The organism is Microbacterium sp. 77mftsu3.1, assembly GCF_900100525.1.
In the GTDB taxonomy this organism is placed as follows: Bacteria; Actinomycetota; Actinomycetes; order Actinomycetales; family Microbacteriaceae; genus Microbacterium; species Microbacterium aquilitoris.
In genome coordinates this window covers 289691-313276 of sequence record NZ_FNCR01000002.1, presented here as the reverse complement: position 1 = coordinate 313276, position 23586 = coordinate 289691, and the positions used below count along the sequence as shown (strand labels likewise).

Annotated in this window: 28 protein-coding genes; 5 read left to right on the top strand and 23 right to left on the bottom strand. The window is 69.4% G+C overall.

Annotated features, from left to right (window positions below; translation table 11 throughout):
- Positions 1-70 precede the first annotated feature (70 nt).
- The 3 genes from BLR68_RS06525 to BLR68_RS06515 all read right to left on the bottom strand — a co-directional run bounded on the left by BLR68_RS06525 (position 71) and on the right by BLR68_RS06515 (position 3058).
- On the bottom strand, positions 71-973 hold the full coding sequence (locus tag BLR68_RS06525) for an alpha/beta fold hydrolase (protein ID WP_051082840.1): 903 nt from the start codon (positions 971-973) through the stop codon (positions 71-73).
- A gap of 56 nt (positions 974-1029) precedes the next feature.
- On the bottom strand, positions 1030-2061 hold the full coding sequence (locus tag BLR68_RS06520; protein ID WP_018187644.1) for an alpha/beta hydrolase: 1032 nt from the start codon (positions 2059-2061) through the stop codon (positions 1030-1032).
- Positions 2062-2812: 751 nt separating this feature from the next.
- The gene (locus BLR68_RS06515; protein WP_018187645.1) at positions 2813-3058 is read right to left on the bottom strand and encodes a hypothetical protein; all 246 of its coding nucleotides are present in this window, start codon (positions 3056-3058) and stop codon (positions 2813-2815) included.
- Between the two features lie 723 nt (positions 3059-3781).
- Between BLR68_RS06515 and BLR68_RS06510 the strand changes: the two genes are divergently transcribed.
- A complete protein-coding gene (locus tag BLR68_RS06510; RefSeq protein WP_018187647.1) occupies positions 3782-4408 on the top strand; it encodes a DUF1349 domain-containing protein in 627 nt (208 codons plus the stop codon).
- Between the two features lie 290 nt (positions 4409-4698).
- Here the strand turns inward: BLR68_RS06510 and BLR68_RS06505 are convergent, their stop codons facing one another.
- Positions 4699-5004 carry a hypothetical protein gene (locus BLR68_RS06505; RefSeq protein ID WP_018187649.1) on the bottom strand — a complete coding sequence of 102 codons (306 nt, stop codon included), beginning with the start codon at positions 5002-5004 and terminating at the stop codon, positions 4699-4701.
- 120 nt (positions 5005-5124) lie between these two features.
- Between BLR68_RS06505 and BLR68_RS06500 the strand changes: the two genes are divergently transcribed.
- Entirely contained in the window at positions 5125-5778 is a 654-nt protein-coding gene (locus BLR68_RS06500) for a hypothetical protein (protein WP_018187650.1), read from the top strand.
- Positions 5779-5786: 8 nt separating this feature from the next.
- Here BLR68_RS06500 and BLR68_RS06495 read toward each other — a convergent pair whose 3' ends face one another.
- From BLR68_RS06495 to BLR68_RS06480, 4 genes are all read right to left on the bottom strand, one after another.
- Entirely contained in the window at positions 5787-7217 is a 1431-nt protein-coding gene (locus BLR68_RS06495) for a glycosyltransferase family 39 protein (RefSeq protein ID WP_018187651.1), read from the bottom strand.
- A 74-nt stretch (positions 7218-7291) separates the two neighbouring features.
- Positions 7292-7696 (bottom strand): arsenate reductase ArsC, encoded by a 405-nt coding sequence (locus tag BLR68_RS06490; RefSeq protein ID WP_018187652.1) that lies wholly within the window; start codon positions 7694-7696, stop codon positions 7292-7294.
- A complete protein-coding gene (locus tag BLR68_RS06485; protein WP_026302932.1) occupies positions 7693-8448 on the bottom strand; it encodes an MIP/aquaporin family protein in 756 nt (251 codons plus the stop codon). Before BLR68_RS06485 ends, BLR68_RS06490 begins: the two co-directional genes overlap by 4 nt.
- Before the next feature lie 9 nt (positions 8449-8457).
- Positions 8458-9777, bottom strand: a complete 1320-nt coding sequence (locus BLR68_RS06480; protein WP_018187654.1) for an FAD-dependent oxidoreductase — start codon at positions 9775-9777, stop codon at positions 8458-8460.
- Positions 9778-9870: 93 nt separating this feature from the next.
- On the opposite strand from BLR68_RS06480, the gene BLR68_RS06475 reads away from it, so the two are divergent.
- Complete coding sequence (locus BLR68_RS06475) at positions 9871-10221, top strand: ArsR/SmtB family transcription factor (protein WP_026302933.1); 351 nt, start codon at positions 9871-9873, stop codon at positions 10219-10221.
- On the top strand, positions 10218-10721 hold the full coding sequence (locus BLR68_RS06470; RefSeq protein WP_018187656.1) for a GNAT family N-acetyltransferase: 504 nt from the start codon (positions 10218-10220) through the stop codon (positions 10719-10721). Before BLR68_RS06475 ends, BLR68_RS06470 begins: the two co-directional genes overlap by 4 nt.
- Before the next feature lie 58 nt (positions 10722-10779).
- Here the strand turns inward: BLR68_RS06470 and rpsN are convergent, their stop codons facing one another.
- From rpsN to BLR68_RS06410, 12 genes are all read right to left on the bottom strand, one after another.
- Positions 10780-11085: a 30S ribosomal protein S14 gene (rpsN, locus tag BLR68_RS06465; RefSeq protein ID WP_018187657.1), complete on the bottom strand. Its 306-nt coding sequence runs from the start codon at positions 11083-11085 to the stop codon at positions 10780-10782.
- Positions 11086-11089: 4 nt separating this feature from the next.
- On the bottom strand, positions 11090-11260 hold the full coding sequence (gene rpmG / locus BLR68_RS06460; RefSeq protein WP_005051772.1) for a 50S ribosomal protein L33: 171 nt from the start codon (positions 11258-11260) through the stop codon (positions 11090-11092).
- Entirely contained in the window at positions 11260-11496 is a 237-nt protein-coding gene (gene rpmB, locus BLR68_RS06455) for a 50S ribosomal protein L28 (RefSeq protein ID WP_018187658.1), read from the bottom strand. Before rpmB ends, rpmG begins: the two co-directional genes overlap by 1 nt.
- A gap of 171 nt (positions 11497-11667) precedes the next feature.
- Complete coding sequence (locus BLR68_RS06450) at positions 11668-12294, bottom strand: HEAT repeat domain-containing protein (protein ID WP_018187659.1); 627 nt, start codon at positions 12292-12294, stop codon at positions 11668-11670.
- An 85-nt stretch (positions 12295-12379) separates the two neighbouring features.
- Positions 12380-13045 (bottom strand): DNA-3-methyladenine glycosylase, encoded by a 666-nt coding sequence (locus BLR68_RS06445; protein ID WP_018187660.1) that lies wholly within the window; start codon positions 13043-13045, stop codon positions 12380-12382.
- Entirely contained in the window at positions 13042-14430 is a 1389-nt protein-coding gene (locus BLR68_RS06440; RefSeq protein WP_026302934.1) for a hypothetical protein, read from the bottom strand. The genes BLR68_RS06445 and BLR68_RS06440 overlap by 4 nt, the downstream gene beginning before the upstream one ends.
- Entirely contained in the window at positions 14420-15187 is a 768-nt protein-coding gene (locus BLR68_RS06435) for a TIGR03943 family putative permease subunit (protein ID WP_018187662.1), read from the bottom strand. The genes BLR68_RS06440 and BLR68_RS06435 overlap by 11 nt, the downstream gene beginning before the upstream one ends.
- A 4-nt stretch (positions 15188-15191) precedes the next feature.
- Complete coding sequence (locus tag BLR68_RS06430) at positions 15192-16223, bottom strand: permease (RefSeq protein ID WP_018187663.1); 1032 nt, start codon at positions 16221-16223, stop codon at positions 15192-15194.
- Entirely contained in the window at positions 16213-16641 is a 429-nt protein-coding gene (locus BLR68_RS06425; protein WP_018187664.1) for a Fur family transcriptional regulator, read from the bottom strand. Before BLR68_RS06425 ends, BLR68_RS06430 begins: the two co-directional genes overlap by 11 nt.
- Positions 16642-16651: 10 nt before the next feature.
- Positions 16652-17551: a metal ABC transporter permease gene (locus BLR68_RS06420; protein WP_018187665.1), complete on the bottom strand. Its 900-nt coding sequence runs from the start codon at positions 17549-17551 to the stop codon at positions 16652-16654.
- Positions 17548-18360: a metal ABC transporter ATP-binding protein gene (locus BLR68_RS06415; protein ID WP_018187666.1), complete on the bottom strand. Its 813-nt coding sequence runs from the start codon at positions 18358-18360 to the stop codon at positions 17548-17550. Before BLR68_RS06415 ends, BLR68_RS06420 begins: the two co-directional genes overlap by 4 nt.
- Entirely contained in the window at positions 18357-19295 is a 939-nt protein-coding gene (locus tag BLR68_RS06410) for a metal ABC transporter solute-binding protein, Zn/Mn family (protein ID WP_018187667.1), read from the bottom strand. The genes BLR68_RS06415 and BLR68_RS06410 overlap by 4 nt, the downstream gene beginning before the upstream one ends.
- 181 nt (positions 19296-19476) lie before the next feature.
- Here BLR68_RS06410 and BLR68_RS06405 point away from each other — a divergent pair, with 181 nt between their 5' ends.
- On the top strand, positions 19477-19905 hold the full coding sequence (locus BLR68_RS06405; RefSeq protein WP_018187668.1) for a BLUF domain-containing protein: 429 nt from the start codon (positions 19477-19479) through the stop codon (positions 19903-19905).
- Positions 19906-19922: 17 nt separating this feature from the next.
- Here the strand turns inward: BLR68_RS06405 and BLR68_RS06400 are convergent, their stop codons facing one another.
- The 3 genes from BLR68_RS06400 to BLR68_RS06390 all read right to left on the bottom strand — a co-directional run bounded on the left by BLR68_RS06400 (position 19923) and on the right by BLR68_RS06390 (position 23501).
- Positions 19923-21257, bottom strand: a complete 1335-nt coding sequence (locus BLR68_RS06400; protein WP_018187669.1) for a dihydrolipoamide acetyltransferase family protein — start codon at positions 21255-21257, stop codon at positions 19923-19925.
- Positions 21258-21381: 124 nt separating this feature from the next.
- Positions 21382-22305 (bottom strand): alpha-ketoacid dehydrogenase subunit beta, encoded by a 924-nt coding sequence (locus tag BLR68_RS06395; RefSeq protein ID WP_051082842.1) that lies wholly within the window; start codon positions 22303-22305, stop codon positions 21382-21384.
- Positions 22306-22361: 56 nt separating this feature from the next.
- A complete protein-coding gene (locus BLR68_RS06390; RefSeq protein ID WP_018187671.1) occupies positions 22362-23501 on the bottom strand; it encodes a thiamine pyrophosphate-dependent dehydrogenase E1 component subunit alpha in 1140 nt (379 codons plus the stop codon).
- Between the last annotated feature and the right edge of the window lie 85 nt (positions 23502-23586).

Below are 23586 nucleotides of genomic sequence, written 5' to 3'. Positions count from 1 at the left end.
GACGATGTTGTCGGATTCGGACCGGGGAGCGCTCTCCCGTCCGAATCCGGCGCACATGTCCGAATCCGGGTCACTCGCGGGCGAATTCGTCGGCCGCGTCGCAGGCGAGCTGCGCGGATGCCGGACCGCCGTGCCCCTCCTCCTCGAGGATGTGCAGCCGGCTGCCCGGCCACGCCTTGTGCAGCAGCCACGGCGTGAGTGCGGGCCCACTCACGTCGCGCCGGCCGTGGATGAGGACGCCCGGGATGCCGGTGAGCCGGTCCATCCGCTCGAGGATCGGAACGTCGAGGAAGCAGTCCTGCGACCAGTAGTGCGTGACGAGGGTCGCAAAGTTCTCGCGCGTGCGCGGGTCGTCGTGTAGCGGGCCGGGTGTCGCCCAGGGCGAGAGGGCGATGTGCGCCGACTCCCATGCATCCCACGCGTCGGCCGCACGGGTGCGGACGGCCGGGTCGGGGTCGCGCAGCATCTGTGCGTAGGCGTCGACGACGCGTTCACCCGCAGGCACGAGGTCTCCGAGCCGGTCGCGGGCCTCGGGGAAGATGCGTCCCACCCCGTCGGTGATCCACTCGATCTCGGCGCGCGCACCAGCGGTGACAGCGAGGAGGATGATCTCGCTCACCCGCTCGGGGTGGGCCTGCGCGTACGCGAGGGCGAGGGTAGACCCCCACGAGACGCCGTAGAGGAGCCAGCGGTCGATGCCGAGGTGCTCGCGGAGCGCCTCGATGTCGGCGATGAGCGCGGGCGTGGTGTTGGCGTCGAGGTTCTCGAGGTCGTCGATCGCCCAGGGCGTGCTGGCGCCGCATCCGCGCTGGTCGAGACCGACGATGCGATAGCGCTCGGGGTCGAACACGCGCCGGTAGCCGCCCTTGCCGAGGCCGCCGCCGGGTCCGCCGTGCAGGTAGAGGGCGGCGCGGCCGGTGTCGGAGCCCGAGACCTCCCAGTGGAGGCGGGCGCCGTCCGGTCGGTCCAGCATTCCGGAGGCGTGGGGCTCGATCGGGGGATGCACGTCGCGCACGCTACCAGTGCGCCTCAGATGCGGCGGAGCGCGGCGACGACGTCCTCCTCCCAGCGGCGTGCGGCCGGGAGCGCGCCCACATAGAGAGGGGTGTCGTGCGTCACGCCGAGGTAGCGGGTCGCGCTCGCGTCGACGCCGGCGTCCCGCAGCTTCGCCGCGTAGGTGGCGCCGTCGCGGCGGAGCGGGTCGTACTCCGCCGTGAGCACGACGGCGGGCGGAAGGCCGGCGTGCGAGGCGGCCCGCATCGGCGACGCGTACTGCTCGCGCGCCCGCGACCGGTCGCCGAGGTAGGTGCTCGCGACGGAGCGCAGCTCGCGCAGCGCGATGAACGCGGGCACGCCCAAGGCGTACGTCGCGCGCAGGTCGATCCACCGGCCGGTGAGGTCGGTGACCGGAACCTCGAGGATCTGCAGCGTCGCCTGGGGTGTGCCGCGGTCGCGGTTGAGGAGGGTGAGGGATGCCGCGAGGCATCCGCCGGCCGAGGCACCGTTCAGGCCGATCCGGTCCGGGTCGATCCCGAGCTCCTGCGCGTGCGTGTGCAGCCACACCCACGCGGCGTGAACCTGCTCGATCTGCGTCGGATAGCGCTGTTCGGGGGCGAGCGAGTACCCGACGGTGACGAGCACGACCCCGGACCGATCGGCGCGGCGGCGACACGAGGCATCCGCCGTCGGGTAGTCGATGCCGCCGATGCGGAACGCTCCGCCGCCGATCACGAGGCACGCGGGTGCCGAGGTCGGGGCGGTGGCGGGGCGGTAGAGGCGGATGCGGACCTCGGGGTGGCCGTCGACCGGCACGGTGACGTCGGTGGTCTCCATGTCGGGACCGGGGATGCCGGCGTTGCGCAGCTCCATGCGGTCCCAGCTGAGCGCCGCGCGACGGTGCCGCTCGCGCGGCGTGAGCGGCACCGTCTTCTTGGCTGAGGCGGATGCCGTCGTTGCCGGTGCCGCCGGTCGGAACCGCGCGGTCAGGTCGGTCCACGCCTTCTTCGCGAGGTATCGCCGATGCGTGCGCAGGCGCTCGCGGAAGAACGGATCCAGCGGCACGGTGCTCCCTCCGACCGTTCGAGCGTAGCCCCGGGCGCCGATGCGTTGGACGGTGTCTAGGTGGGCCCACAGGCCCCCGCCGAAAACGTTCGCGGGGAGTTTCGGCGCGGGAAGGTTTCGGTGGGGGTTTTCGGCGGGTCGATTCGCGGCGTGTTGGCCTCTTGCGAGGTCCTGCCCGGCCGTGCGCCGTAAACGATCGTTTTCGGCGGGCCGGACGAGGCTGCTCGGCGTCGTTGCAACTCTCGACGATGGGACCCGCAGGCGCGTTTTCGCGTGGCTAGCGGTCTGATCGGGTTACCGGGACTTGGCGCCCGGCATCTTTACCATTCTCTGCCTCGAAGGCAATCAAACGCTTTCGCGCTCTGATCCACAGGACGACTCCGACGATTGACATGGCAGCGAAGAACACGGTGGAGCCAACCGACCAGAAGCTCACTCGATCGGGCTTCAGGAAGTAGGAGACGAAGCCACCTACGGCGTATAAAGCGCCCCCGAAGGTGACGAACCTTGCCCAAAGCAGGTTTCGCCGAATACTCATTCGGGCTTGAATCAGTGACATTCCTACTCACCTCCGTTCGACGGCAAACCCAGGGCTACAACGCCAGCGTTGCTCGAACATTAGCGGTCCCTGTTCCCCACGCGACACGGTGAATGAGTCTCGCAGCCGAGCACCCACGCCAATACGCGGTTTCGCGACACCTTTTCGGCGGGCTTGGTCGTCGCCCGAGCGCGACTCGGCCGTAAACGATCGTTATCGGTCGAGCCGCGACTCGCCCTCGTGCTCGCCTTGGTCGGCTGTATCTACATCCTGCTCAGGCGCGGCGAGGGCCTCATCCACGTGCATATCCACGACTGCTCGTCTCACCCATATCGAAGCAGCGATCACCGCAACTGACGCGGCGACGGCCGGGATCCACCACCCCAGCGCGAACAGAATGGACGCCACTCCGACCAACGGGAACAGAACCGCGACTTGAATCAGAAGTGGCTTGTTCATGTTCGAAGGCTACGCAACCGGAACCCGCCGAAAACGATCCTTTCCGGCCGGCTCTGGGCTTCATGGTGCGGCGCGCACCGAGCTTCCTCGTACTCATATCGGCGGCGTTACTGATGTCCGGTTGCATCTCGACAGTCGGTCTTGAGCGCTCGCCATCTCCAAGCCCATCGATCACCGAGGCGGGCGTCGATGACTCTCCGTTCGTGGCGCTCAAGATTGTCGACCCCGACTATGAGGTGCCCGGGAAGGTGACCGGCGAGGTAGCGCGCGCGCTCGCAGGGCGGCGAAAACAGAGCATATCGCCTCAACATGTCGCAGGGCGAGGCCGATCGAGGGGTCCGTTACACGCTCCGGTATGACTGCACCCCGGCGGAGGCCAGCGTCACCTTCAAAGCCACCGGTTCTTCAAGCGGAATGGTGGCGAGGGCGGAAGGTTGTGAGAGCCCCGGCGAGGTGACCGGGCTCACATTCGATACCGCAGCGGAAGCCGTCTCCGTCGAAATCCAGTCAAACGACGACACCGTGGCCGGCGCCTGGGCGACTCTCGTCGCGAAGGCACCGTAGGCCGTCCCCGGCGTTTCCGGCATTGCCTCTCAGCAGTCTTCATGCTGGGCCCTGCCGCGTTGCTCGGGTGCGCACGACGGAAGGCGCTGCTTTCCAGGCAGCGGTGACCATGCCCCCTGTAAACCGTGCACGTGCACGGTTTTTCGATACTGTGATGGCATGACGGTATACATCCCCACCATCGAGACCCCATTTCGGCCGTTCCCTGACGACCGCTGGTCGGTAGATCCTGTCTCGGGCAGCATCCGTGTATCCAGCATTCCGGGCACGGACATCTTCACCGACCCAGGCGGCAACGACGGCGGCCAGGTCACCTCTTCGACGCTGCACAACGCCGCAACACTTCTCACCGACGCTCCCGCCGGCGACTTCCAGCTCAGCGCGCGGGTTCGCGTGCGCTTCGCGGGCACATTCGATGCCGGCGTACTTTTCCTGCGCCACGATCGTGAGACGTGGGCGAAGCTCTGCTTCGAGTTCTCTCCACGCGGGCAGGGCATGATCGTCAGCGTCGTCAACAATCGCGTGTCCGACGACGCCAACGCCTTCACCGTCGATGGTGATCACGTGCACCTGCGCGTGTCTCGGAAGGGGACCGTCTTCGCCTTCCATGCGTCCTTGGACGGCGAACGGTGGGAGCTGATCCGCGCATTCTCGCTCCCCAGCGCGCACAAGCCGCTCGAGGTTGGATTCGAGGCCCAGTCGCCCCAGAGCGAAGGCTGCGACGTTGTCTTCGATGAACCGCGCCTCGAGAGACGCACGATCTCCGACTTCCGTGACGAGTCGTGAACTACTGATCGTCTCGCGGCTGATCACCCACGAGCACGGGGCCACGTTGTTATCCGCGCCGTGAGAGTGATACTCACCGAGCTCGAATCGATCGGTATCGCAGAGAATCTCCCGATGATCGGTGTCCCGGCGCTGGTGACGGGCCACTCACCCTTCGACTACCTCCCCGTCGCGAAGGGTTCTCACGACGGGGACCCGTCTGATCCGAGAGTGCGCGCGTTCAGATAACGAAAGAAGAGGGATCGCAGGCACCGAAACCGCCTATCGAAATCTCTTTCTGGCTGAGCTTCTCAGTCCTCGAGTTCCTCCAACTCGGCGAGCGCCTGCCTCGCTCTGCGGAGGCGCTCGTCCTTCGGCTCGTCCCACCAGTACGGGCCCCGCTCGCCGAGCCCGTGCTTGGCGAGGTCGACTCGTCGGCGTGACGCTGACGTGGCGTCCGGATCGCCCTGCGCGCGGCGCACACCTGATCGACCGCGCCCGAGGTGGGAGGTCAGCGCCGCCACGAGGTCTGCGGGCAAGGACGGATCGGTGCGCCGCCACCGCCGCCCGTTGATGGTGAGCCAGCGCTCGTCATCGGAACCGGCGTCATCCGCCATCGATGATCCTCTCAATCGAATCGAGCCAACCAGCCCGCCAGCGTGAGTGTGTCACGCCGTCGCATTGCGTGATGTCACCCTTTGGTTGACACTCACGATCTTCGCTCGTACGCTCGCCCCATGGCCGGATCATCCACGAGCGACATGTCGCTTGCCGAGCTCGCCTCACTCGTGGAGGCCGCCGGAGCAGGCGCCCCTCCCGATTCGGGTGGTGAGGTTCGGGGCATCCGTCACGCCGACGAGTTGGTGCGACGTTCGCGCGAGCGCTTGCAGGAGGTGGTTTCCACGGCGCGTTCTCACGACGTCTCGTGGCAGGAGATCGGTGATGCGCTCGGGGTCAGCCGACAGGCGGCCTTCAAGCGATTCGGCGCCAAGGGCGAGGGGGAAACGATGGCAGCACCGGGGATAGACCTGACGGATCGGACCAGCGAGGTGTTCGCGCACCTGGACGCCGGCGACTACGAGGCGGTGCGGGCGCACATGACGTATACCTGCGGCCGCGCGCTGACCAAACGCAAGCTGATGGGCGTGTGGGATGAGGTCCGGGGCGAATCCGGTCGCCTCGACGCGTGTGTCGAGGCGACGGTGCGGACGGCCGACGGCAGCACACCGCTGGCCAAGCTCGCCAACCGGCATCTGAGCACGGGAGCGATCGTGCAGGTGACCCTCCAGCATGAGGCCGGCGAGTGGATTGGACGCGTCGCCTACAACGGTTCCGGCAAGATCACCGGCATCCTCATCGCCCCGCCGGGGTCACGCGACCTGCCGTTCTGACCTTCCGCTCAGCGCGCGTCATCCCGGCGCCACTCGCCCACCGTCAGACCACCGACGTCTCGAACGGATGCCGGAGCGTATCCGTTCTCGGCCAGTTGCTGCGCGAACGTCGACCCATCTCTCGTGACGACCCAGATGTCGGCATCGCCGGGAACCTCAGTGAACTTCGGATCCACGAGCGCGTCTGAGTAGGTGCCGGTTCCGACGTAGCTCGATGCGAACGCGATGTCCCGAAGGCGTGCGAAGGCGTCCGGATAGGCGGCGATGGCGACGCGCGGCCGCGTTCCCGCCGGGCCCGCCGCCTCGAGCAGGATGGCGTCGCCCGGTCGGGCGTGCGACGCGATGAAGGATGCCGCGGCGCGAAGGTCGATGCCCCCGGGTTTCGCCGTCGGCAACCGCGAGGCGACGAAATGCGGCACCGCTAGCATGCAGATGAGGACGCTCGCAGCGACGCGACTCCGGCGACGCGCACCCCCCAGAAGCGAGCCGACCAAGAGCGCGAGTGCAGGCGCAGAGACGGTCAGGTAGCGCGGAGTGAACACCGGCATCCCCGCGAGCGACAGCGTCACGAGCACGATGCCGGGCAGCAACAGCCAGACGAGGAGCGACACCACGGGGCGCGACAGCGGGACCCGCCACCCCGCTCGCACCGCCACTGCGACCATCAGCGCCAACCCGATCACCATCCAGAACGCCGAGCCGAACATCGGCTCGATCAGCACGGTGTAAAGGTTGACGTCCTGCTCGGACAACCACGCCACCTGACCTCGTTGCGGAATCATCGTGAGCACGAGGGGCACAGCGAGCAATCCGGGAACGATCAGCGCGGCCGAAGCCCGGAGGACCCGCGTGCGCCACGCAAGGGTGGGGTCGTCCGCGAGCAGCGCGAGCGCGGGAAGCACGAACAGGCCATACGCGAACATCCACACCGACACCGTGGCCGCCGCCCCGACAGCGATCCACGGTGCCCAGCCACGGCGCTCACGCGCCCACGCGACGAGCACGGCGGCGACGACCAGCAGGGCGGTGCCCATCGCGTACGACCGCGCCTCGATGCCCTGCGTCGTGATCCTCGGGAGGACGACGAAGACCACCACCGCCAGGATGCCGGGGGCCACCCCGAACCACCGACGGCCGAGATGGAACACACCGGTCGCCCCGACGGCGACGGCGAGCGCAGAGGGGAACCGAACCGAGAACTCGGATTCTCCGAAGACCTGGATCCACCCGTGCATGACGAACGCGTACAGCCCGTGAACGGCATCCCGCTGCATCACGAAGTCGAAGAATTCCGGCAAGGGCAGCCGTGCGAGCTGCAGTGTGGCGGCCTCGTCATACCAGAACGAGGGCACCCACGACCCTGCCATCGTGATGACGAGCGCCGCGGCGAAGACGACGAGCGACGCCTTGCCCCTCAGGACGCTGTCGCCGACTCTCATTCCCCCGCCGATCGACACCTCAGGCCATGTGCCCTCAGACTACCGATCCGAGCGTCATCGCCGACCGCGGCCTCCTAAATCAGGCTGGCGACGAGACCTTCAACCCGCCCGCGGATATCGTCGCGGACCTCACGGACGACGTCGAGGGGCTGCCCGGCGGGGTCGGTGAGTTCCCAGTCCTCGTAGCGCTTCCCGGGGAAGATCGGGCAGGCGTCGCCGCATCCCATCGTGATCACGACGTCGGCCTGACGCACGGCGTCGGTGGTCAGGATCTGGGGGACGGCACCGGCGAGGTCGATGCCTTCCTCCGCCATGACGGCGACGGCGTTCGGGTTCACGGCGTTGCCGGGCTCACTCCCGGCAGAGAACACGTCGATGCGGTCTCCGGCGATCGCGCGGAGGTATCCGGCCGCCATCTGCGATCGGCCGGCGTTGTGGACGCAGACGAAGAGGACGGCGGGCTTGGTGGTCTCGGTCATGAGTGCTCCTGCGGGGTGGTTTCGGGTTCGGTGGGGATGACGGCACGGCCGGCTGCGCGTGTGGCTGTCGGCTGGAGGACGAGGAGGAGGCCGAGCCCGATGGAGGCGCCGACGAGTTGCGCCAGGATGAACGGCACGGCGGATGCCGGGGCGATTCCGGCGAAGGTGTCGGTGAAGATGCGGGCGACCGTGACCGCGGGGTTCGCGAACGATGTCGAGCTGGTGAACCAGTACGCAGCGCCGATGTACGCCCCGACAGCTGCGGCGGTCACGCTCGGCGTGCTCGTACGGGCGAGGGCGAAGATCAGCAGCACGAGCCCGGCGGTAGCAACGACTTCTCCGATGAGCTGCCCGGGAGTTGCTCGCTGATGCGTCGAGAACGCGGGCGCGACGTCGAACATGACGCCCGCCAGGAGCGTCCCGGCGACGCCGCCCGAGAGCTGAGCGGCCAGGTAGCCCCCGAGGTCGGTCGTGGGAAGGCCACCGGCGCGGCGCCGACCGAGCACCCAGTCCGCGAGCGAGACGACGGGGTTGAGATGCGCTCCTGACACGGGGCCGAGCATGAGGATCAGCACAGCGAGGCCGAGAGCCGTGGCGAGGCTGTTCTCGAGCAGTTGCAGGCCGACGTCGTTCGGGGACAGTCGCTGGGCGGCGATCCCGGAGCCGACGACGACGGTGACGAGCATCCCCGTTCCGATGAACTCGGCCAGCATCCGGCGCGCCAGCGGTGGCCGAGACGATGCAGTGTGCATATCCACGGATCAGACGGATGCCGGGGCGCGGCCGACGTGCACGAGCGCGACAGGCGGGGCGCAGCACGCCCCACCGAGCGAGGCTCCGGACGCATCGAACAGTCCCGCGCCGCCGCACACGCCCGTGTCCGGCAGGACCAGCTCTACGCGGCGGGCGGCTTCGTGATCGCCTGCCAGCTCGGCCACGACGCTGCGCACCTGCTCGTACCCGGTGAGGGCGAGGAACGTCGGCGCACGACCGTAGGACTTCGCCCCGACGAGGTAGAAGTTCTGCTCCGGCTGAGCGAGGTCCGCGGCGCCCGTCGCGGCGACGGAACCGCACGAGTGGACGTTCGGATCGACCTCCGCGGCGATCCGCACCGGAGCCTGGAGTGTCGGGTCGAGCTCCAATCGCAGCTCGGAGAGGAACGACAGGTCGGGACGGAACCCGGTCAACACCACGACGCGGTCGGCGGTGAGGGTGCGACCGTCCTCCGCGACCACGGTGGGTCGCTCTCCGTCACGAGTGACCCGCTCGACGCGAAATCCGGTGACGAGGGAGACGAGACCGGCCTCGACATACTCTTTCGCCCGGATCCCCAAGGCGCCGCGCGCAGGCAGCTCGTCGGCATCCCCTCCGCCGAACGTGTTGCCGGCGGTCGCGCGGCGCAGCGCCCAGGTCACGGTCGTCGAGGGATCGCGACGAGCCATACGGGCAAGGGCCAGGACGGCGGTCACCGCGGAGTGCCCGGAGCCGATCACGATCGTGTGCTTGCCGGAGAAACCCGCCCGATCGCGGAAGTCGGGGATGCGGTACGAGAGCAGGTCCGCCGCGGAGGCCTCCCCCAGCGCGGGCAGGCCGTCGGCTCCGGCAGGGTTCGGACTGGCCCACGTGCCGGATGCGTCGATCACGGCCCGCGCCTGCAGCCGGTACTCCTCCCCCTCGGAGGGCGAGATGTGGACCGTGAACGGCTGGTCCCCGCGGTCGGCATCGACGAGCCGGTCCCGACCCATCCGGGAGACACCCGTAACGCGGGAGCCGAAGCGGATCCGATCACCCAACGCCGTGGCGAGGGGGGCGAGGTACTTCCCGATCCACTGGTCGCCGGTGGGGTATCCGGCAGCGGGCGCCTGCCACCCCGACGTGCGCAGAAGGCGGGCGCCGGACGCGTCGATGAGCTCGGGCCATTCGGAGAACAAGCGGACGTGGCCCCACTCCGCGACAGCCGCAGCAGGAGCAGCACCGGCCTCGAGGACCACGACGGGCATGTTCCGCTCGACGAGGTGTGCCGCAGCGGCGAGCCCCTGCGGACCTGCACCGATGACGACGACGGGCAGGACATCGTCCACCTGGGGCCTCCTCACACGCATCGACAAAGCTCGATGGATAGAGGATGCACAGATCCATCGACAGATGTCAATACGACGTGAGAAGATGACCGCATGCCTGCACACCTCCCGCTTCTCGCCCCGTCCGAAGGTGCAGTGTGCTGCGGGACGGTCACGGGCAGTGTGATCTCGGTAGAGGATGCGGAGCGAACCGCGCGGGTCTTCAAAGCGCTGGGCGACCCCACCCGTGTGCGTCTGCTCTCCCTGATCGCCGCCTCCGCCGACGGCGAGGCGTGCATCTGCGATCTCACCGAGCCCGTCGGACTGTCTCAGCCGACCGTCTCCCATCACATGAAGCAGCTCGTCGACGCGGGACTCGCGACGCGCGAGCAGCGGGGCCGATGGGCGTACTACCGCGTCGTCACCGACGCGCTCGACGCGGCATCCCAGACCCTCCGCCCATGACCGACGCCACCATCCGGGCCCTGACCGCGCACGACTGGCCCCAGGTGGAGTCGATCTACCGCGAAGGCATCGCAGCGGGGAACGCGACCTTCGAGAGCGCACCCCCGTCGTGGGAGGAGTTCGACCGAGCAAAGCTCCAGGTCGGCAGACTCGTCGTTGCCGACCCCACCGGCATGGTGCTCGGCTGGATCGCCGGTTCCCCCGTCTCGACGCGCGAGGTCTACCGAGGGGTCGTGGAGCATTCCGTCTACGTCGCCGATAGCGCCCAGGGCCGGGGCATCGGCAGAGGTCTCCTCGAGGCTTTCGTGACGGATGCCGCCGCCGCCGGCATCTGGATGGTCCAAGCGAGCATCTTCCCCGAGAACATCGCCAGCTTGACGCTGCACGAGCGGGCCGGTTTCCGCCAGGTCGGTCGCCGCGAACGCATCGCGTACATGACTCACGGCCCGTGGGCCGGCACCTGGCGCGACACGATCCTCATCGAACGTCGGGCCGACTGAGCCCCCGGAAACGACGAAGCCCCCGTCCGGAGACGGGGGCTTCGTGCGGAAGTGGTGCTTACCAGCTCGACTTGGTCACGCCGGGCAGCTCGCCACGGTGCGCCATCTCGCGGAAGCGGACACGCGAGATGCCGAACTTCGACAGGTGGCCACGGGGGCGTCCGTCGATGGCGTCGCGGTTGCGCAGGCGGACCGGCGACGCGTTGCGGGGAAGCTTCTGCAGGCCGACGCGGGCGGCCTCGCGGGCCTCGTCGGTCGCGTTCGGGTCCACGAGGGTCTTCTTCAGCTCGGCACGCTTCTCGGCGTAGCGGGCGACGATGACCTCGCGCTGGTTGTTGCGCGCGATCTTGCTCTTCTTCGCCATGCGATCAGCGCTCCTCTCGGAATTCGACGTGCTTGCGGATCACCGGGTCGTACTTCTTGAGCACGATGCGGTCGGGGTTGTTGCGGCGGTTCTTGCGCGTCACGTAGGTGTACCCCGTGCCGGCGGTCGAACGCAGCTTGATGATCGGACGAACGTCCTGAGCCTTCTTCGCCATTAGAGCTTCACACCCTTCGCGAGGAGGTCCTTCACGACCGACTCGATGCCGCGGGCGTCGATGACCTTGATGCCCTTAGCCGAGACGTTCAGCGTGATCTTGCGACCAAGCGAAGGAACGAAATAGGTCTTCTTCTGCACGTTCGGGTCGAAGCGGCGCTTCGTCCGGCGGTGCGAGTGCGAGATGTTGTGACCGAAGCCGGGAACAGCTCCAGTCACCTGGCACACTGCTGCCATAGTGATTCTCCTTAGTACCGTGACACCGGACGGTGCCACCCAAGATCCCTTGTCTGCACCCCGCTCCCGGACACGGCTGTAGGCCGTCTTCTGAGGGTGGGATGCGAACTGCGTGCTGGAGTGCGCGCAGACGAAGAGTCAGTCTAGCACGGCCGGGCGTGTCGCCTTGACTCAGGCGGATGCCGCGGCCACTGCCTCGTCGTACGTCTGCTCCGGGTCGTCCATGAGTCGAGCCGTCACGGCCGCATGGGCGCGCGTGTACGGGCCGCCGGTCGCGAGGGCCCAGTCGACCTGCGGGCGGGCGGGCTCACCGAGCGTCGCGAACGCCTCGCTGAGGCTCCGCCGAGTGTCGTCCTCGCCGCGGGCGAACTGCGTCGCCAGGGTCGTCGCGAGAGCGGATGCCTCGGCTGCCGGCACGTGCCGGGCCGCCGTGCGCCAGGCCACGCGTGCGACCGCGTCGTCGGCATCCTTCAGGAGGTCGGAGGTGATCGCCGGCCACACGCGCGGCCCGTCGATCTTCGACATGGTGTGCAGCGCCTGCGCGCGGATCTGCGCACCGCGCGAGCCCAGTTCGACGAGGAGCCGGTCGATGACCTCATCGGCGTCGTGCCGGGTCAACGCCCAGGTCAGCATCTCGCGCACGAGGAACTGCGGCTCGATGCGGCACTGCGCCACGAGCACCGGGATGTACTCCGAGCGCGGGTGGGTGCCGGCCGTCATCGCGGCCTGCACACGCGCCGACGGGTCGAGCGACGCGAGCGCCGCCTCGAGGCGGTCTGCGGCGGTGGTGTCGGTCACGGGTCACCTCACGGGGTCGGGTGGGAGGCGGCATCCCACCCTCACGGAAACGCGCCGAGGCCGGCGGGTGTTCCCGGGCGCCGAATCAGCCCGCCGCCTCGCGCGCGCCGCGGCCCCAGCGGAACGCCGACACGGTCGGGTCGCCCGGAATCCAGAAGCGCCACGGGAACGCATCCGTCCCGGCGATCCCCGCGACACCGACCCGGGGTCCCGTCGCGATCTCGGCCAGCGGCTCGGCGAGCATGAACAGCCGCGCGCTCGCGCCGGCCCGCTCCTCCCCCGTGACCGCGTCGATCCCGTCGTGGATCGGATGCCGGAGCCCCACCGCATCGCCGAGGCGGCCCGGCCCGCGGGCCAGGTCGCGCGCGACGCGCGCCGCGGGACGGCGGGCGTGCGCGGCATCCGCTCCGTCGACGACCTCTCCGGCGCGCAGCAGGATCCCGCCGGCGACGCCTTCGGGACCGCTCACGACGTTGACGCACGAGTGGATGCCGTGGCTCAAGTAGACGTACAGATGGCCCGGCTCGCCCCACATCGTCGCGTTGCGGGCGGTCGGCCCCATGCGGGCGTGCGAGCCGGGGTCGACCTGCGGGCCGGTACCCCGCCCGTGGTACGCCTCGACCTCGGTGATGCGGAGCGCCACCGAACCGATCGACGTCTGCACCCGCAGCTCGCCACCGAGCAACGCGGGGGCAACCTCGGCCGGGAGCCCTTCGAGCGCCTCGCGCGTCGCGGGAACCAGCGAAGTCATTGCGACGGAGCCTTGCGGCACCACGCGACGTCGAACCCCTCGAGCGTCGTGATCTGCTTCCCGTCGAAGCTGAAGATCCGGGTCTCGAGCTTCTTCGGGAGAGGCAGCGTGTACCCGTCGTACGGGTTGTCGACCACGTCGGGGGCGATGACGAGGGCCACGTATCGCCCGCTCGGCGAGACGCAGGTCTGCAGCAGACCGTCGGCGATGTCGACCTTCGCGACGACGCTCGTCTTGCCGGCGGCATCCACTCGCAGGATGTTCGTCCCCAGTGGGTTGAGCCCGTCGAACGGGGTGAGCGCGCGAAGCGTCGAGCCGTCGGACATCGCGAGGACCGACCCGGTCTGGCCGAGGTCGGCGGGTGTCGGGGGCAGGGGCTTCTCCTTCGCCGAGGCGAGGTCGACGACGACGGGGCCCTCGAGCCGTTCGATGTAGGCCGTCGTGCCCGAGATGTCGTCGATGCCGGTCGCGTTTCCGAGCTCCACGGGCGCGGCGCCCGTCGACGAGACGAGACTGAGGGCGCCGTCGAAGGTGAGCATGAGGATGGTGTCGGTGCCCGGCACGAAGCGCCAGTCCTCGACGCGGGGGTCCGCACCGGTGACCTTTATCTCGGTCGGCTTCGCCGCGGGATCGGCCGTCGATCCGGTGAAGAGCAGGCTCTCACGGCCGCCGGATGCCGAGATGTCGGCATCCGTGAAGGTGTAGCCGATCGTGTTGCCCCGCTCTGCGCTCTGCAGGTTCGTGACGACGCCCTTGCCCGGCAGGGTCAGCTCCTGCCGGTGCGTGCCGTCGGTGCGGGTGACGACGAGGTGCGAGACGCCGTCCTTCACGGTCGAGACGACGAGGCGGGCGGCGGTGGCCCGGAAGTCCTCGATGTGCTCGTCCTCGAAGACGGGTGCGTTGTCGCCGTCGAGGCCGACGCGGTAGATCTTGTCGCCACCCTCGCCGCGCTGCAGGACGTAGGAGTGCAGCTTCGGCGTCGAGAACGACTCCTCGACCGTCGAGGTCGGCCCGCCGCCCAGGCCCGCGAGCCGGTCGATGCGGATCGTGTACGTCGTCTCGTCCCAGAGCGGGTCGGTGAAACGGATGCCGACGCTCCGCCCCGACGTGTCGACGGTGAACGGCGCCGCGGGGGTCACGGTGACCTGCGAGGCATCCACCTTCTGCAGCGACTGCGTCGTCTCGAAGATGAGGCGCGAGCCGGCCGAGCTGACCGCGGCCGCGGCGTCGGACTGCACCGAGGTGACGCGGGGACCCTGCAGGGTGGTCACCAGGCCGCCGGCGAGCGCCACCACGCCGAGCACCGCGACGACCGCGAGGACGCGCACCGAGAACCCGCGCGCCCGCCGCCGCTGGCGATGGGAGCGGCGGCTGTCAGAACTCATACGGATCCTTGGGCTCGGCGATCGGCTTCACCGATGCCGCCGCCACCTGCAGCTGCCCGTTCACGTCGCGGATGGTGCCCGTGACGGTCACCCACTGGCCGTCGTCCGGGATGTCGTCGGCCGTGACCGGCAGGCTCGCCGGCTGCGCGTCGATGACGCAGTGCGTGATGATGAGCCGCGTCAGGTCGAAGCCGCCCTCGACGGGGGCGGCGAACCCGGTGAGCGAGATCTCGGTGCCGTCGAACACCTCGGGGTCGGTCGCCGTCGCGAACACGCTCGCCCAGTCGCCGATGCCGAACGAGGCGGTGTCCCCGGTGATCGCCAGCGCCACCGTGTCGGACCCCTGGAACAGCGGCGGGGCTCCCGTGTTGCGCGAGGCCGCGAGCTCCGCCGACAGCGTCGCCGGCGGGACGACGAGCATCGTCGTGGCGACCCCGAGGGCGAGCACGCCGCCCGCGACCGTCGCCGCTGTTCCGACGAGCTGCCGGCTCGTCCGCGGCGCGTGATCGTGGTGGTCGTGGTCGTGGTCGGCATCCGCCGCGGGAGCATCACCGTGGTCGTGCCCGTGGTCCTCGGCCGCGCCGAGCGGCAGCAGGAAGCTCAGGACCGAGCCGACCAGCGCGAGCACCGCCATCGACACGGCGAACCACGACGACTCGGGGTTGATGTACAGACCGAGCCGGCCGGTCACCGCGAGGGCGATCGTCAGAGCGGCGATGGATGCCACGGCACCGACGCCCAGCATCCGGAACCACACAGTGTCACGCAAGGAGGTTCACCATCCCTCCGATCGCCGCCGCTGCGAGGACTACCGTCGCCACGAGGACGCCGAGCACCCGCGTCCGGAAGGTGGTGCGCAGGAGCGCGAGCATCTTCACGTCGACGAGGGGGCCGACGAGCAGGAACGCGACGATCGCACCCGGAGTGAACGTCGAGGCGAACGACAGCGCGAAGAACGCGTCGACGTTCGAGCAGATCGACACGATCATCGCGAGCATGATCATCGCGGCGATCGACAGGGCCGGGTTCGACCCGATCGACAGCAGCACGTTGCGCGGGACGATGACCTGGACGGCGCCGGCGACGGCGGATCCGATGATGAGGGCCGGCATGACCGCGCGCAGCTCGACGACGAACTGGGCGAGGCTGCGGCGGGCACGGTCGCCGCTCACGCCCTGCTCGGCCAGACACGCGTCACGGAAGCGGTCGGTGATGAGGGCGTCCTGATCGGGATGCCGGCTGTACAGCCATCCGATGACGTTGGCGATCAGGTAGCCGCCGAGCAGACGGGCGACGAGGATGCCGTCGTCGAAGCCGAAGGCCTGGTGCGTCGTGATGATGACGATCGGGTTGACGATGGGCGCCGCCACCAGGAACGTCAGCGTCTCGGCGACCGAGAACCCGCGCATCATGAGGCCGCGGGCGAACGGGACGTTGCCGCACTCGCACACCGGGATCAGCATGCCGAGGAGCGACAGGACAGCGCGGCGACCCCACGCGTTCCGCGGCATCCACCGTTCGATGACCCCCGGCGGCACCCACACCTGCACGACGATCGACAGGATCACGCCGAGCATGACGAACGGCAGCGACTCGATGAGCACGCTGAGGGCGAGGGTCAGACCGTCCTGGGCTCGCGTGGGGAGTTCGGGCGACGGGCTCCACAGCGCGACGCCGATGAGCGCGAGGACGGCGAGGAGCCCGAGCCCCAGCCAGAGCGCGCCACGCGCAGCCGACCCCGGTGAGGGAGTCGACGATGCTCGGGATGCCGCGGGGCGGACCTCAGTCCGCACGGGCCTCAGGCCGGTCGTCGCCCTGCGCGATCCTCGCGGAGCACTCGGCGCACGTGCCGAAGATGTCGACGACGTGCTCGGCATCGGTGAACCCGTTCGCCGCCGCCGTCCGCTTCGCCCAGGTCTCGACCTCGTCGGCCTGGATCTCGACGGCCTTGCCGCACACCCGGCAGATGAGGTGATGGTGGTGGCCGGTGCTGGCGCAGGCGCGGTAGATCGCCTCACCCTCGGGCGACTGGAGCTGATCCGCCTCACCGCTCGCGGCGAGGGTCGCGAGCGCCCGGTAGACGGTCGCGAGACCGATGCCGGTGTTCTCGTCGCGAAGGGCGGCGTGCAGATCCTGGGCGCTCACGAACCCGGGAGCGTCGGACAGCGCGGAGCGCACGCGCTCTCGCTGCCAGGTGTTGCGCTGGGCCATGGGGCGGATTCTACGCGCGGACGCTAGCGACGGGCTGGGTGCGGTGCGCGGCATCCGTGCGCTCCACCCGGCCCCGCCGGTCGCCGACGACACGGCAGACGAGGTAGATGACGAACGAGATCGTCGTGATGTACGGGCTCACGGGCAGGGTTCCGGCGACGGCGAGCAGGATGCCGCCGACCGCCGAGACGACGCCGAACAGGGCCGCGAGCAGCGGGACCGCGACGGGGCCGTGCGCGATGCGCGCCGCGGCGGCGGCCGGCGTCACGAGCAGCGCGAGGACGAGCAGCGCGCCGATGATGTGGACGGCCACCGCGACCGCGAGTCCCAGCAGCAGCATGAACGCGAGCGAGATCAGCCCCGTCGGCACGCCGCGCGCCGCCGCGGACTGCGGGTCGAGCGAATCGAATCGCAGCGGTCGCCAGATCAGCAGAAGCGCCACCAGCACGACGGCGGAGATCGCGATCAGCCAGGTCAGCTGGTCGGACTGCACCGACACGATCTGCCCCGTCAGGAGGCTGAACCGGTTGGCGCTCCGCCCGTTGTAGAGCGCGAGGAAGAGGATGCCGAGGCCGAGACCGAACGGCATGAGCACGCCGATGATCGAGTTACGGTCGCGGGCGCGCGAGCCGAGCCAGCCGATCAACGCCGCGGCGACCATCGACCCGACGATCGACCCCGTGACGACGTCCGCACCGATCAGGAGCGCTGCCGCCGCACCGGCGAACGAGAGCTCGCTGATGCCGTGCACGGCGAACGCCATGTCGCGCTGCAGGACGAAGACGCCGATGAGCCCGCCGACGAGGCCGAGGATGGCACCCGCCCACACCGAGTTCTGCACGAGCGCGAGGATCTGCCCGTACACGGGTACGCCGCCGAACATGGCGTTCGCGATGTCGTCCCAGTTCATGCGTGGTCCTCGTGATGGTGGTGGGATGCCTCGGCGTCGGGAGCGCCGACGACGACCAGACGGTCGCCCGCTTCGAGCACGAACACGGGAGCGCCGTAGAGGTCGGTGAGGACCTCGGAGGTGAGGACGTCCTTCGGTGCGCCGAGGGTGAACCGCCCGTTCGCGATGTAGAGGATGCGGTCGACCTTGCCGAGCAGCGGGTTGATGTCGTGGGTGACGAGCAGGACTGCGGCACCGCTGCGGCGGTGCCGGTCGATGAGACCGACGACGGCCTGCTGATTCGCGAGGTCGAGACTGGTCAGCGGCTCGTCGCAGAGGAGCAGACGGGGGTCGTCGGCGAGGGCCTGACCGACGCGCAGGCGCTGCTGCTCACCACCCGACAGGATGCCGACGGGTCGATCGGCGAAGTCGGTGGCGCCGATCGCGGCGATCAGCTCGTCGACCCGCTCGCGGTCTCTGCGCCGCGGTATCGGGGGCCCGAAGCGGTGCCCGTTGACGCCCAGGGCGACGAGGTCGCGGCCGCGGAGTGCGGTGTCGCGCGGGAGCGGCCGGGTCTGCGGCAGGTAGCCGATGCCGCGGTTCCCCGCGCGGGCGACCCGCTTGCCGTCGACCTCGACCGTGCCCTCGCTGAGGTCCTCGAGTCCGAGGATGGCGCGCAGAAGGGTGGTCTTGCCCGAGCCGCTGGGGCCGAGGACGGCGATCAACTCACCCGGCTCGACCGTGAGGTCGAGTCCGCTCCAGAGCTCGCGTCCGCCGCGCCGGAGCGCGGCACCCCGGATCTCGAGAGGGGATGATGCGTGCCGGGTCACCGGGTCAGCGTACCCGCCAGCTCGTCGATGTTCTTCTGCATCCACGTCACGTAAGTCAGCCCTTCGGGCATCACCTCGGTGACTTTCAGCACCGGGATGTCGTTCGTCTTCGCGAGCTTCTCGATCTCGCTGGTCTCGGCACCACCGGTCTGCGCGTTGACGACGACCGTACGGACCTCGCCCGACTCCAGGATCTTCGTGGCCTCGAGCAGCGTCGCCGGCGGGACGTCCTGACCCTCTTCGACGGCTTCGCTGAACGCCTCCGGGGTCGCGTTCTCGAGGCCCGCGGCAGCGGTCAGGTAGAGCGGCACGGGTTCCGTGACGAAGACCTTCTCGCCGTCGTACTTCGCCTTGAGACCGTCGAGCGAGGTCTCGAGACCGCTGATGCCCTCGATGAGGGTGTCGGCGTTCTTCGTGAAGGTGTCGGCCTTGGCGGCATCCAGCGTGCCCAGTTCCTTCGCGATGGCGGTGATGTACTCCTCCATCGTGTGCGGGTCGTACCAGACGTGCTCGTTGAAGCCCTCGATGTGCCCGTGGCCGTGGTCGTCGGCGTGATGCGGGTCGGCGTCCTCGTACGCGTGCGAGTACTCGACGGCGGTCAGGACCGGAGCCTTCGTGCCGCTCGCCTCGACGAGCGAGTCGAGGAAGCTGTCGTAGCCGGCGCCGTTCTCGAGGATGAGGTCGGCGTCCGAGATGGTCAGCTGATCGCGGGCGGATGCCTCGTAGGAGTGGGGGTCCTGTGACATCGAGTGGATGATCGACGTGACCTCGACGTCCTTGCCGCCGATGGCCTCGGCGAGGGAGCCGTAGACGTTGGTCGACGCGACGACCTTGAGGGGGGAGGCGTCGCCGCCGGACGAACCGGCCGGGGTCGCCGTGGCGCATCCGGCGAGGACGAGGACGGATCCGGCCGCGAGGGCGGCGAGCGCGGGCATACGAGAGGTCATGGATCGAGTGTACGTCCTGTTGATAACGGTTCTCAAACTCAGCGTGTAACGCTCAGCGGACGCATCGGTCCGTGCCCGGCCGACGGAATCGCCCGCCACCCGGTGTTACTGTCGTCGGACCGGGCGGCACCCGCACCCTCCGGCGCACCATCACCCGGGGGATTCGCACATGACCGAGCAGCTGACCTTCATCGCGTACGCGAGCCGCGCCACGGCATCCTTCGATCACGCGAGCCTGGTCGACCTGCTCACCGAGAGCCGCGCGAACAACTCCCGCGACGGCATCACGGGCATGCTCGTCTACAGCGAGCCCGACTTCATCCAGATCCTCGAAGGACCGGATGCCGCGGTCCGCGCCCTCCTGGAGCGCATCGGCCGCGACCCGCGCCACACCGACGTCCGCGTCCTGCTCGACGAGCAGGTCCCGGAACGCAAGTACGCGACCTGGTCGATGGGCTACGAACCGACCGTCCCCGGCGACGGCTCAGGGGACGCCGTCACCGCCCTGCAGCAGCCCGTCGACGAGCAGTCGACGCGTCGGTCGACCGATGCCCTCGGCGACTGGTTCACGGACAAAGCGGTCGCCGGCCGGGCCTGAGGTCGGCGTCGCCGGCCTCAGTCGAGTAGGAGTGCCGGCTCCTCGAGCACCGAGGCGACGTCGGCGATGAAGCGGCTGATGCCGTCGCCGTCGATGACGCGGTGATCGAACGATCCCGACACCGTCGTCACGAAACGGGGACGCACCTCGCCGTCGACGACCCACGGCTTCTGCCGGATCGTGCCCATGGCGATGATGCCGGACTCGCCCGGATTGATGATCGGGGTCCCGGCATCCATCCCGAAGACGCCGATGTTCGTGATCGTGAACGTCCCGCCCTGCTGGTCGGCGGGCGTCGTCTTGCCGTCGCGCGCCGTGGTGGTCAGCTTCTCGAGGGCCCGCGCGAGGCCGCGCATGTTGAGGTCCTGCGCGTCCTTGATGTTCGGGACGAGCAGACCGCGGGGGGTCGCCGCCGCGATGCCGAGGTTCACGTAGTGACGCACGCGGATCTCGGCGCCGTTCTCGGTCTCGACCCATGCGGCGTTGATCATCGGCGTGCGGCGGAGGGCCCAGATGACTGCGCGCGAGAAGATCAGCAGCGGCGAGATCTTCACGTCGGCGAAGTCGGGCGAGGCCTTGAGCCGCTTGACGAGCTCCATCGTTCGGGTCGCGTCGACGTCGGTCCAGACCGACACGTGCGGCGCGGTGTACGCACTCGAGGTCATCGCATTGGCGGTCGCCTTGCGCACGCCCTTCACCGTGATGGCCTCTTCGCGGGCATCAGCCTGGGGTGCTGCAGGAGCGGGGGCGGATGCCGCCGGTGCCGCGACGGGGATCGAGAGCTCGCGCTCCTCGGGCAGCTCCGGGGTCGCGATGTTGCGGAACACCGAGGCCTGCTCAGCGTGGCGGACGACGTCCTCGCGGGTGACCTCGCCGGCGGTGCCACTCGGCGACACGTCGGCCAGGTCGACGCCGAGGTCGCGCGCGAGCTTGCGGATCGGGGGCTTCGCGACGACGCCCACGGCGCGGGTAACGGGCTTCTCGGCCGGCTTGCGGCGACGCGACTTGACCTCGCCGCCGGTGCCGTAGCCGACGAGCACCGATCCACCGGGCTCCTCGGCGGGCTTCTCACCGTGCTCGGAGCGGCCGATGTCGGCATCCGGCTGCCCCTCGCCACCGGCGATCGTGATGATCGCCGCGCCGACCTCGACGGTCGTGCCCTCGGTGGCGAGGATGTCGCCGACCGTGCCGCTGAACGGCGACGGCAGCTCGACGAGCGACTTCGCCGTCTCGATCTCGACGAGGACGTCGTTGACGTCGACGCTGTCGCCGGGCGCCACACGCCACTGCACGATCTCGGCCTCGGTGAGGCCTTCGCCGACGTCCGGCAGGTGGAAGGTCTGCGTGCTCATGTCATCTCCATCCCCGCGAGACTGCAGCCGCGCGCCGAGACAGCGGGCTCACGCCGCAGTCTCGGCGCACACGTGCAGTCTCGCGGACGTGCGGGGGTCGCGGGTAGGGGGGCATCGTCGGGGGTCAGTAGGCGAGGGCGCGGTCGACGGCCTCGAGGATGCGGTCGGCGTCGGGGAGGTACTGGCCCTCGAGCTTCGCGGGCGGGAACGGCACGTCGAAGCCCGAGACCCGCAGGACCGGCGCCTCGAGGGCGTAGAACGCCCTCTCCATGACGGTCGCCGCGACCTCGGAGCCCACCGACACGTTGCCGGGGGCCTCCTGGGCGTAGATCATGCGCCCGGTGCGGCGGACGGACTCGAGGATCGGCTCGTAATCGATCGGCGCGAGCGAGCGGACGTCGATGACCTCGCACGATGTGCCCTCACCCTCGGCGAGCGCGGCCGCCTGCAGGAGAGTCGTGACCATGGCGCCGTGACCGACGAGGGTCACATCGGTGCCCTTGCGGACGACGCGCGAGGCATGGAGCGGCAGGGCGCGTTCGGCGACGTCGACCTCGCCCTTCATCCAGTACTTCGCCTTGGGCTCGAGGAAGATGACCGGGTCGGGCGAGGCGATCGCGTCCTGGATCATCCAGTACGCGTCGTTCGGCGTCGACGGCGAGACGACCCGCAGACCCGGGGTGTGCGCGAAGTACGCCTCGGGGCTCTCCTGGTGGTGCTCGACGGCGCCGATGTGCCCGCCGTAGGGGATGCGGATGACGACGGGGAAGTTCGCGTTCCCTTCGTGGCGGTTCGTGAGCTTCGCGAGCTGCGTCGTGATCTGGTCGAACGCGGGGAAGACGAAGCCGTCGAACTGGATCTCGATGACGGGACGGAACCCGGCCATCGTCAGCCCGATCGCGGTGCCGACGATGCCCGATTCCGCCAAGGGGGTGTCGAGCACCCGCTGCGGGCCGAACTCGGCGTGCAGGCCTTCGGTCACGCGGAACACGCCGCCGAGCGGACCGATGTCCTCGCCCATCAGCAGGACGTGGTCGTCGGCGTTCATCGCCGCGCGAAGGCCCGCGTTGAGCGCCTTCGCGAAGGGCAGGGTCTGGATGTCGCTCACGCGTTCCCCTCCTCGAGGGATGCCTCGTACTCGCCGAGCCAGCGCTGCTGCTCCTGCACGAGCGGGTGGGCGTCGCCGTAGACGTGGTCGAACATGATGCCCGTCGGGATGTCGCCGAGGGCGTTGGTGCGCACGCGCACGTCGTCGGCGTAGGCGGCGGCGGCGGCATCCACCTCGTCGAAGAAGGATGCCGGTGTGCCGCGGTTCTGCAGGAAGGCCCGCATGCGCGCGATCGGGTCGCGCTCGGCCCAGGACTGCTCTTCGTCGCTCGTGCGGTACTTGGTCGGGTCGTCGCTCGTCGTGTGCGCGCCCATCCGGTAGGTGAGCGCCTCGATCGCGCGGGGACCGCCACCGGCGCGCGCCTCGTCGAGGGCGAGCTTGCTGACGGCGTAGCTGGCGAGGACGTCGTTGCCGTCGACCCTCACCGACGGGATGCCGTAGCCCTCGCCGCGGCGAGCGAGAGGCACGCGCGACTGGGTCGAGACGGGCACCGAGATCGCCCAGTGATTGTTCTGCAGGAAGAAGACCTGCGGCGTCTGGTAGCTGGCCGCGAACACCATGGCCTCGTGGACGTCGCCCTGGCTCGAGGCGCCGTCGCCGTAGTAGACGATGACCGCCTCGTCCTTCTCGGGGTCGCCGGTGCCGGTGCGACCGTCGAAGACGAGGCCCATGCCGAGACCCGTCGCGTGCAGGGTCTGCGCGCCGAGGACGAGCGTGTAGATGTGCGTGTTCTGGTGCTCGGCAGGATTCCAGCCGCCGTGCGTGAGACCGCGCATCAGGCGGATGATGTCGATCGGGTCGACGCCGCGGGTCGTCACGACGACGTGCTCGCGGTACGAGGGGAACACGTGGTCGTGCGCGCGGGCGGCACGCACCGAACCGACCTGGGCGGCCTCCTGTCCGAGGGACGGGGGCCACAGGGCGAGCTGTCCCTGCCGCTGCAGGTTGGTCGCCTGCCGGTCGAAGGCGCGCACCACGACCATGTCGCGGTAGAACGTCTCGAGCTCGGCGTCGGTCAGCGCGTCGATGAGCGGGAGGTAGCGCTCGGCCGCCTCACTGGGGGCGTACGAACCGTCGGCGGCGAGGACGCGGACGACGTCGGATGCTTCGGCCGGAGCCTCGAACGAGGGGGTCACCCTCCCACGCTAACCCCCCGCGCATGACCGGTTCTGCATGAGGTCGACAACGGATGCCGCGATTCGCCGTGCGTTCAGGACAAGG

What these genes read in the sequence shown, in the direction of transcription:
- BLR68_RS06525 (WP_051082840.1), bottom strand. Translation starts at nt 973, where the DNA reads ATGCTGGACCGACCGGACGGCGCCCGCCTCCACTGGGAGGTCTCGGGC.
- BLR68_RS06515 (WP_018187645.1), bottom strand. Translation starts at nt 3,058, where the DNA reads ATGAACAAGCCACTTCTGATTCAAGTCGCGGTTCTGTTCCCGTTGGTC.
- BLR68_RS06510 (WP_018187647.1), top strand. Translation starts at nt 3,782, where the DNA reads ATGACGGTATACATCCCCACCATCGAGACCCCATTTCGGCCGTTCCCT.
- BLR68_RS06505 (WP_018187649.1), bottom strand. Translation starts at nt 5,004, where the DNA reads ATGGCGGATGACGCCGGTTCCGATGACGAGCGCTGGCTCACCATCAAC.
- BLR68_RS06500 (WP_018187650.1), top strand. Translation starts at nt 5,125, where the DNA reads ATGGCCGGATCATCCACGAGCGACATGTCGCTTGCCGAGCTCGCCTCA.
- BLR68_RS06495 (WP_018187651.1), bottom strand. Translation starts at nt 7,217, where the DNA reads ATGAGAGTCGGCGACAGCGTCCTGAGGGGCAAGGCGTCGCTCGTCGTC.
- BLR68_RS06490 (WP_018187652.1), bottom strand. Translation starts at nt 7,696, where the DNA reads ATGACCGAGACCACCAAGCCCGCCGTCCTCTTCGTCTGCGTCCACAAC.
- BLR68_RS06485 (WP_026302932.1), bottom strand. Translation starts at nt 8,448, where the DNA reads ATGCACACTGCATCGTCTCGGCCACCGCTGGCGCGCCGGATGCTGGCC.
- BLR68_RS06475 (WP_026302933.1), top strand. Translation starts at nt 9,871, where the DNA reads ATGCCTGCACACCTCCCGCTTCTCGCCCCGTCCGAAGGTGCAGTGTGC.
- BLR68_RS06470 (WP_018187656.1), top strand. Translation starts at nt 10,218, where the DNA reads ATGACCGACGCCACCATCCGGGCCCTGACCGCGCACGACTGGCCCCAG.
- rpsN (WP_018187657.1), bottom strand. Translation starts at nt 11,085, where the DNA reads ATGGCGAAGAAGAGCAAGATCGCGCGCAACAACCAGCGCGAGGTCATC.
- rpmG (WP_005051772.1), bottom strand. Translation starts at nt 11,260, where the DNA reads ATGGCGAAGAAGGCTCAGGACGTTCGTCCGATCATCAAGCTGCGTTCG.
- rpmB (WP_018187658.1), bottom strand. Translation starts at nt 11,496, where the DNA reads ATGGCAGCAGTGTGCCAGGTGACTGGAGCTGTTCCCGGCTTCGGTCAC.
- BLR68_RS06445 (WP_018187660.1), bottom strand. Translation starts at nt 13,045, where the DNA reads ATGACTTCGCTGGTTCCCGCGACGCGCGAGGCGCTCGAAGGGCTCCCG.
- BLR68_RS06440 (WP_026302934.1), bottom strand. Translation starts at nt 14,430, where the DNA reads ATGAGTTCTGACAGCCGCCGCTCCCATCGCCAGCGGCGGCGGGCGCGC.
- BLR68_RS06425 (WP_018187664.1), bottom strand. Translation starts at nt 16,641, where the DNA reads ATGGCCCAGCGCAACACCTGGCAGCGAGAGCGCGTGCGCTCCGCGCTG.
- BLR68_RS06420 (WP_018187665.1), bottom strand. Translation starts at nt 17,551, where the DNA reads ATGAACTGGGACGACATCGCGAACGCCATGTTCGGCGGCGTACCCGTG.
- BLR68_RS06410 (WP_018187667.1), bottom strand. Translation starts at nt 19,295, where the DNA reads ATGCCCGCGCTCGCCGCCCTCGCGGCCGGATCCGTCCTCGTCCTCGCC.
- BLR68_RS06405 (WP_018187668.1), top strand. Translation starts at nt 19,477, where the DNA reads ATGACCGAGCAGCTGACCTTCATCGCGTACGCGAGCCGCGCCACGGCA.
- BLR68_RS06400 (WP_018187669.1), bottom strand. Translation starts at nt 21,257, where the DNA reads ATGAGCACGCAGACCTTCCACCTGCCGGACGTCGGCGAAGGCCTCACC.
- BLR68_RS06395 (WP_051082842.1), bottom strand. Translation starts at nt 22,305, where the DNA reads ATGAACGCCGACGACCACGTCCTGCTGATGGGCGAGGACATCGGTCCG.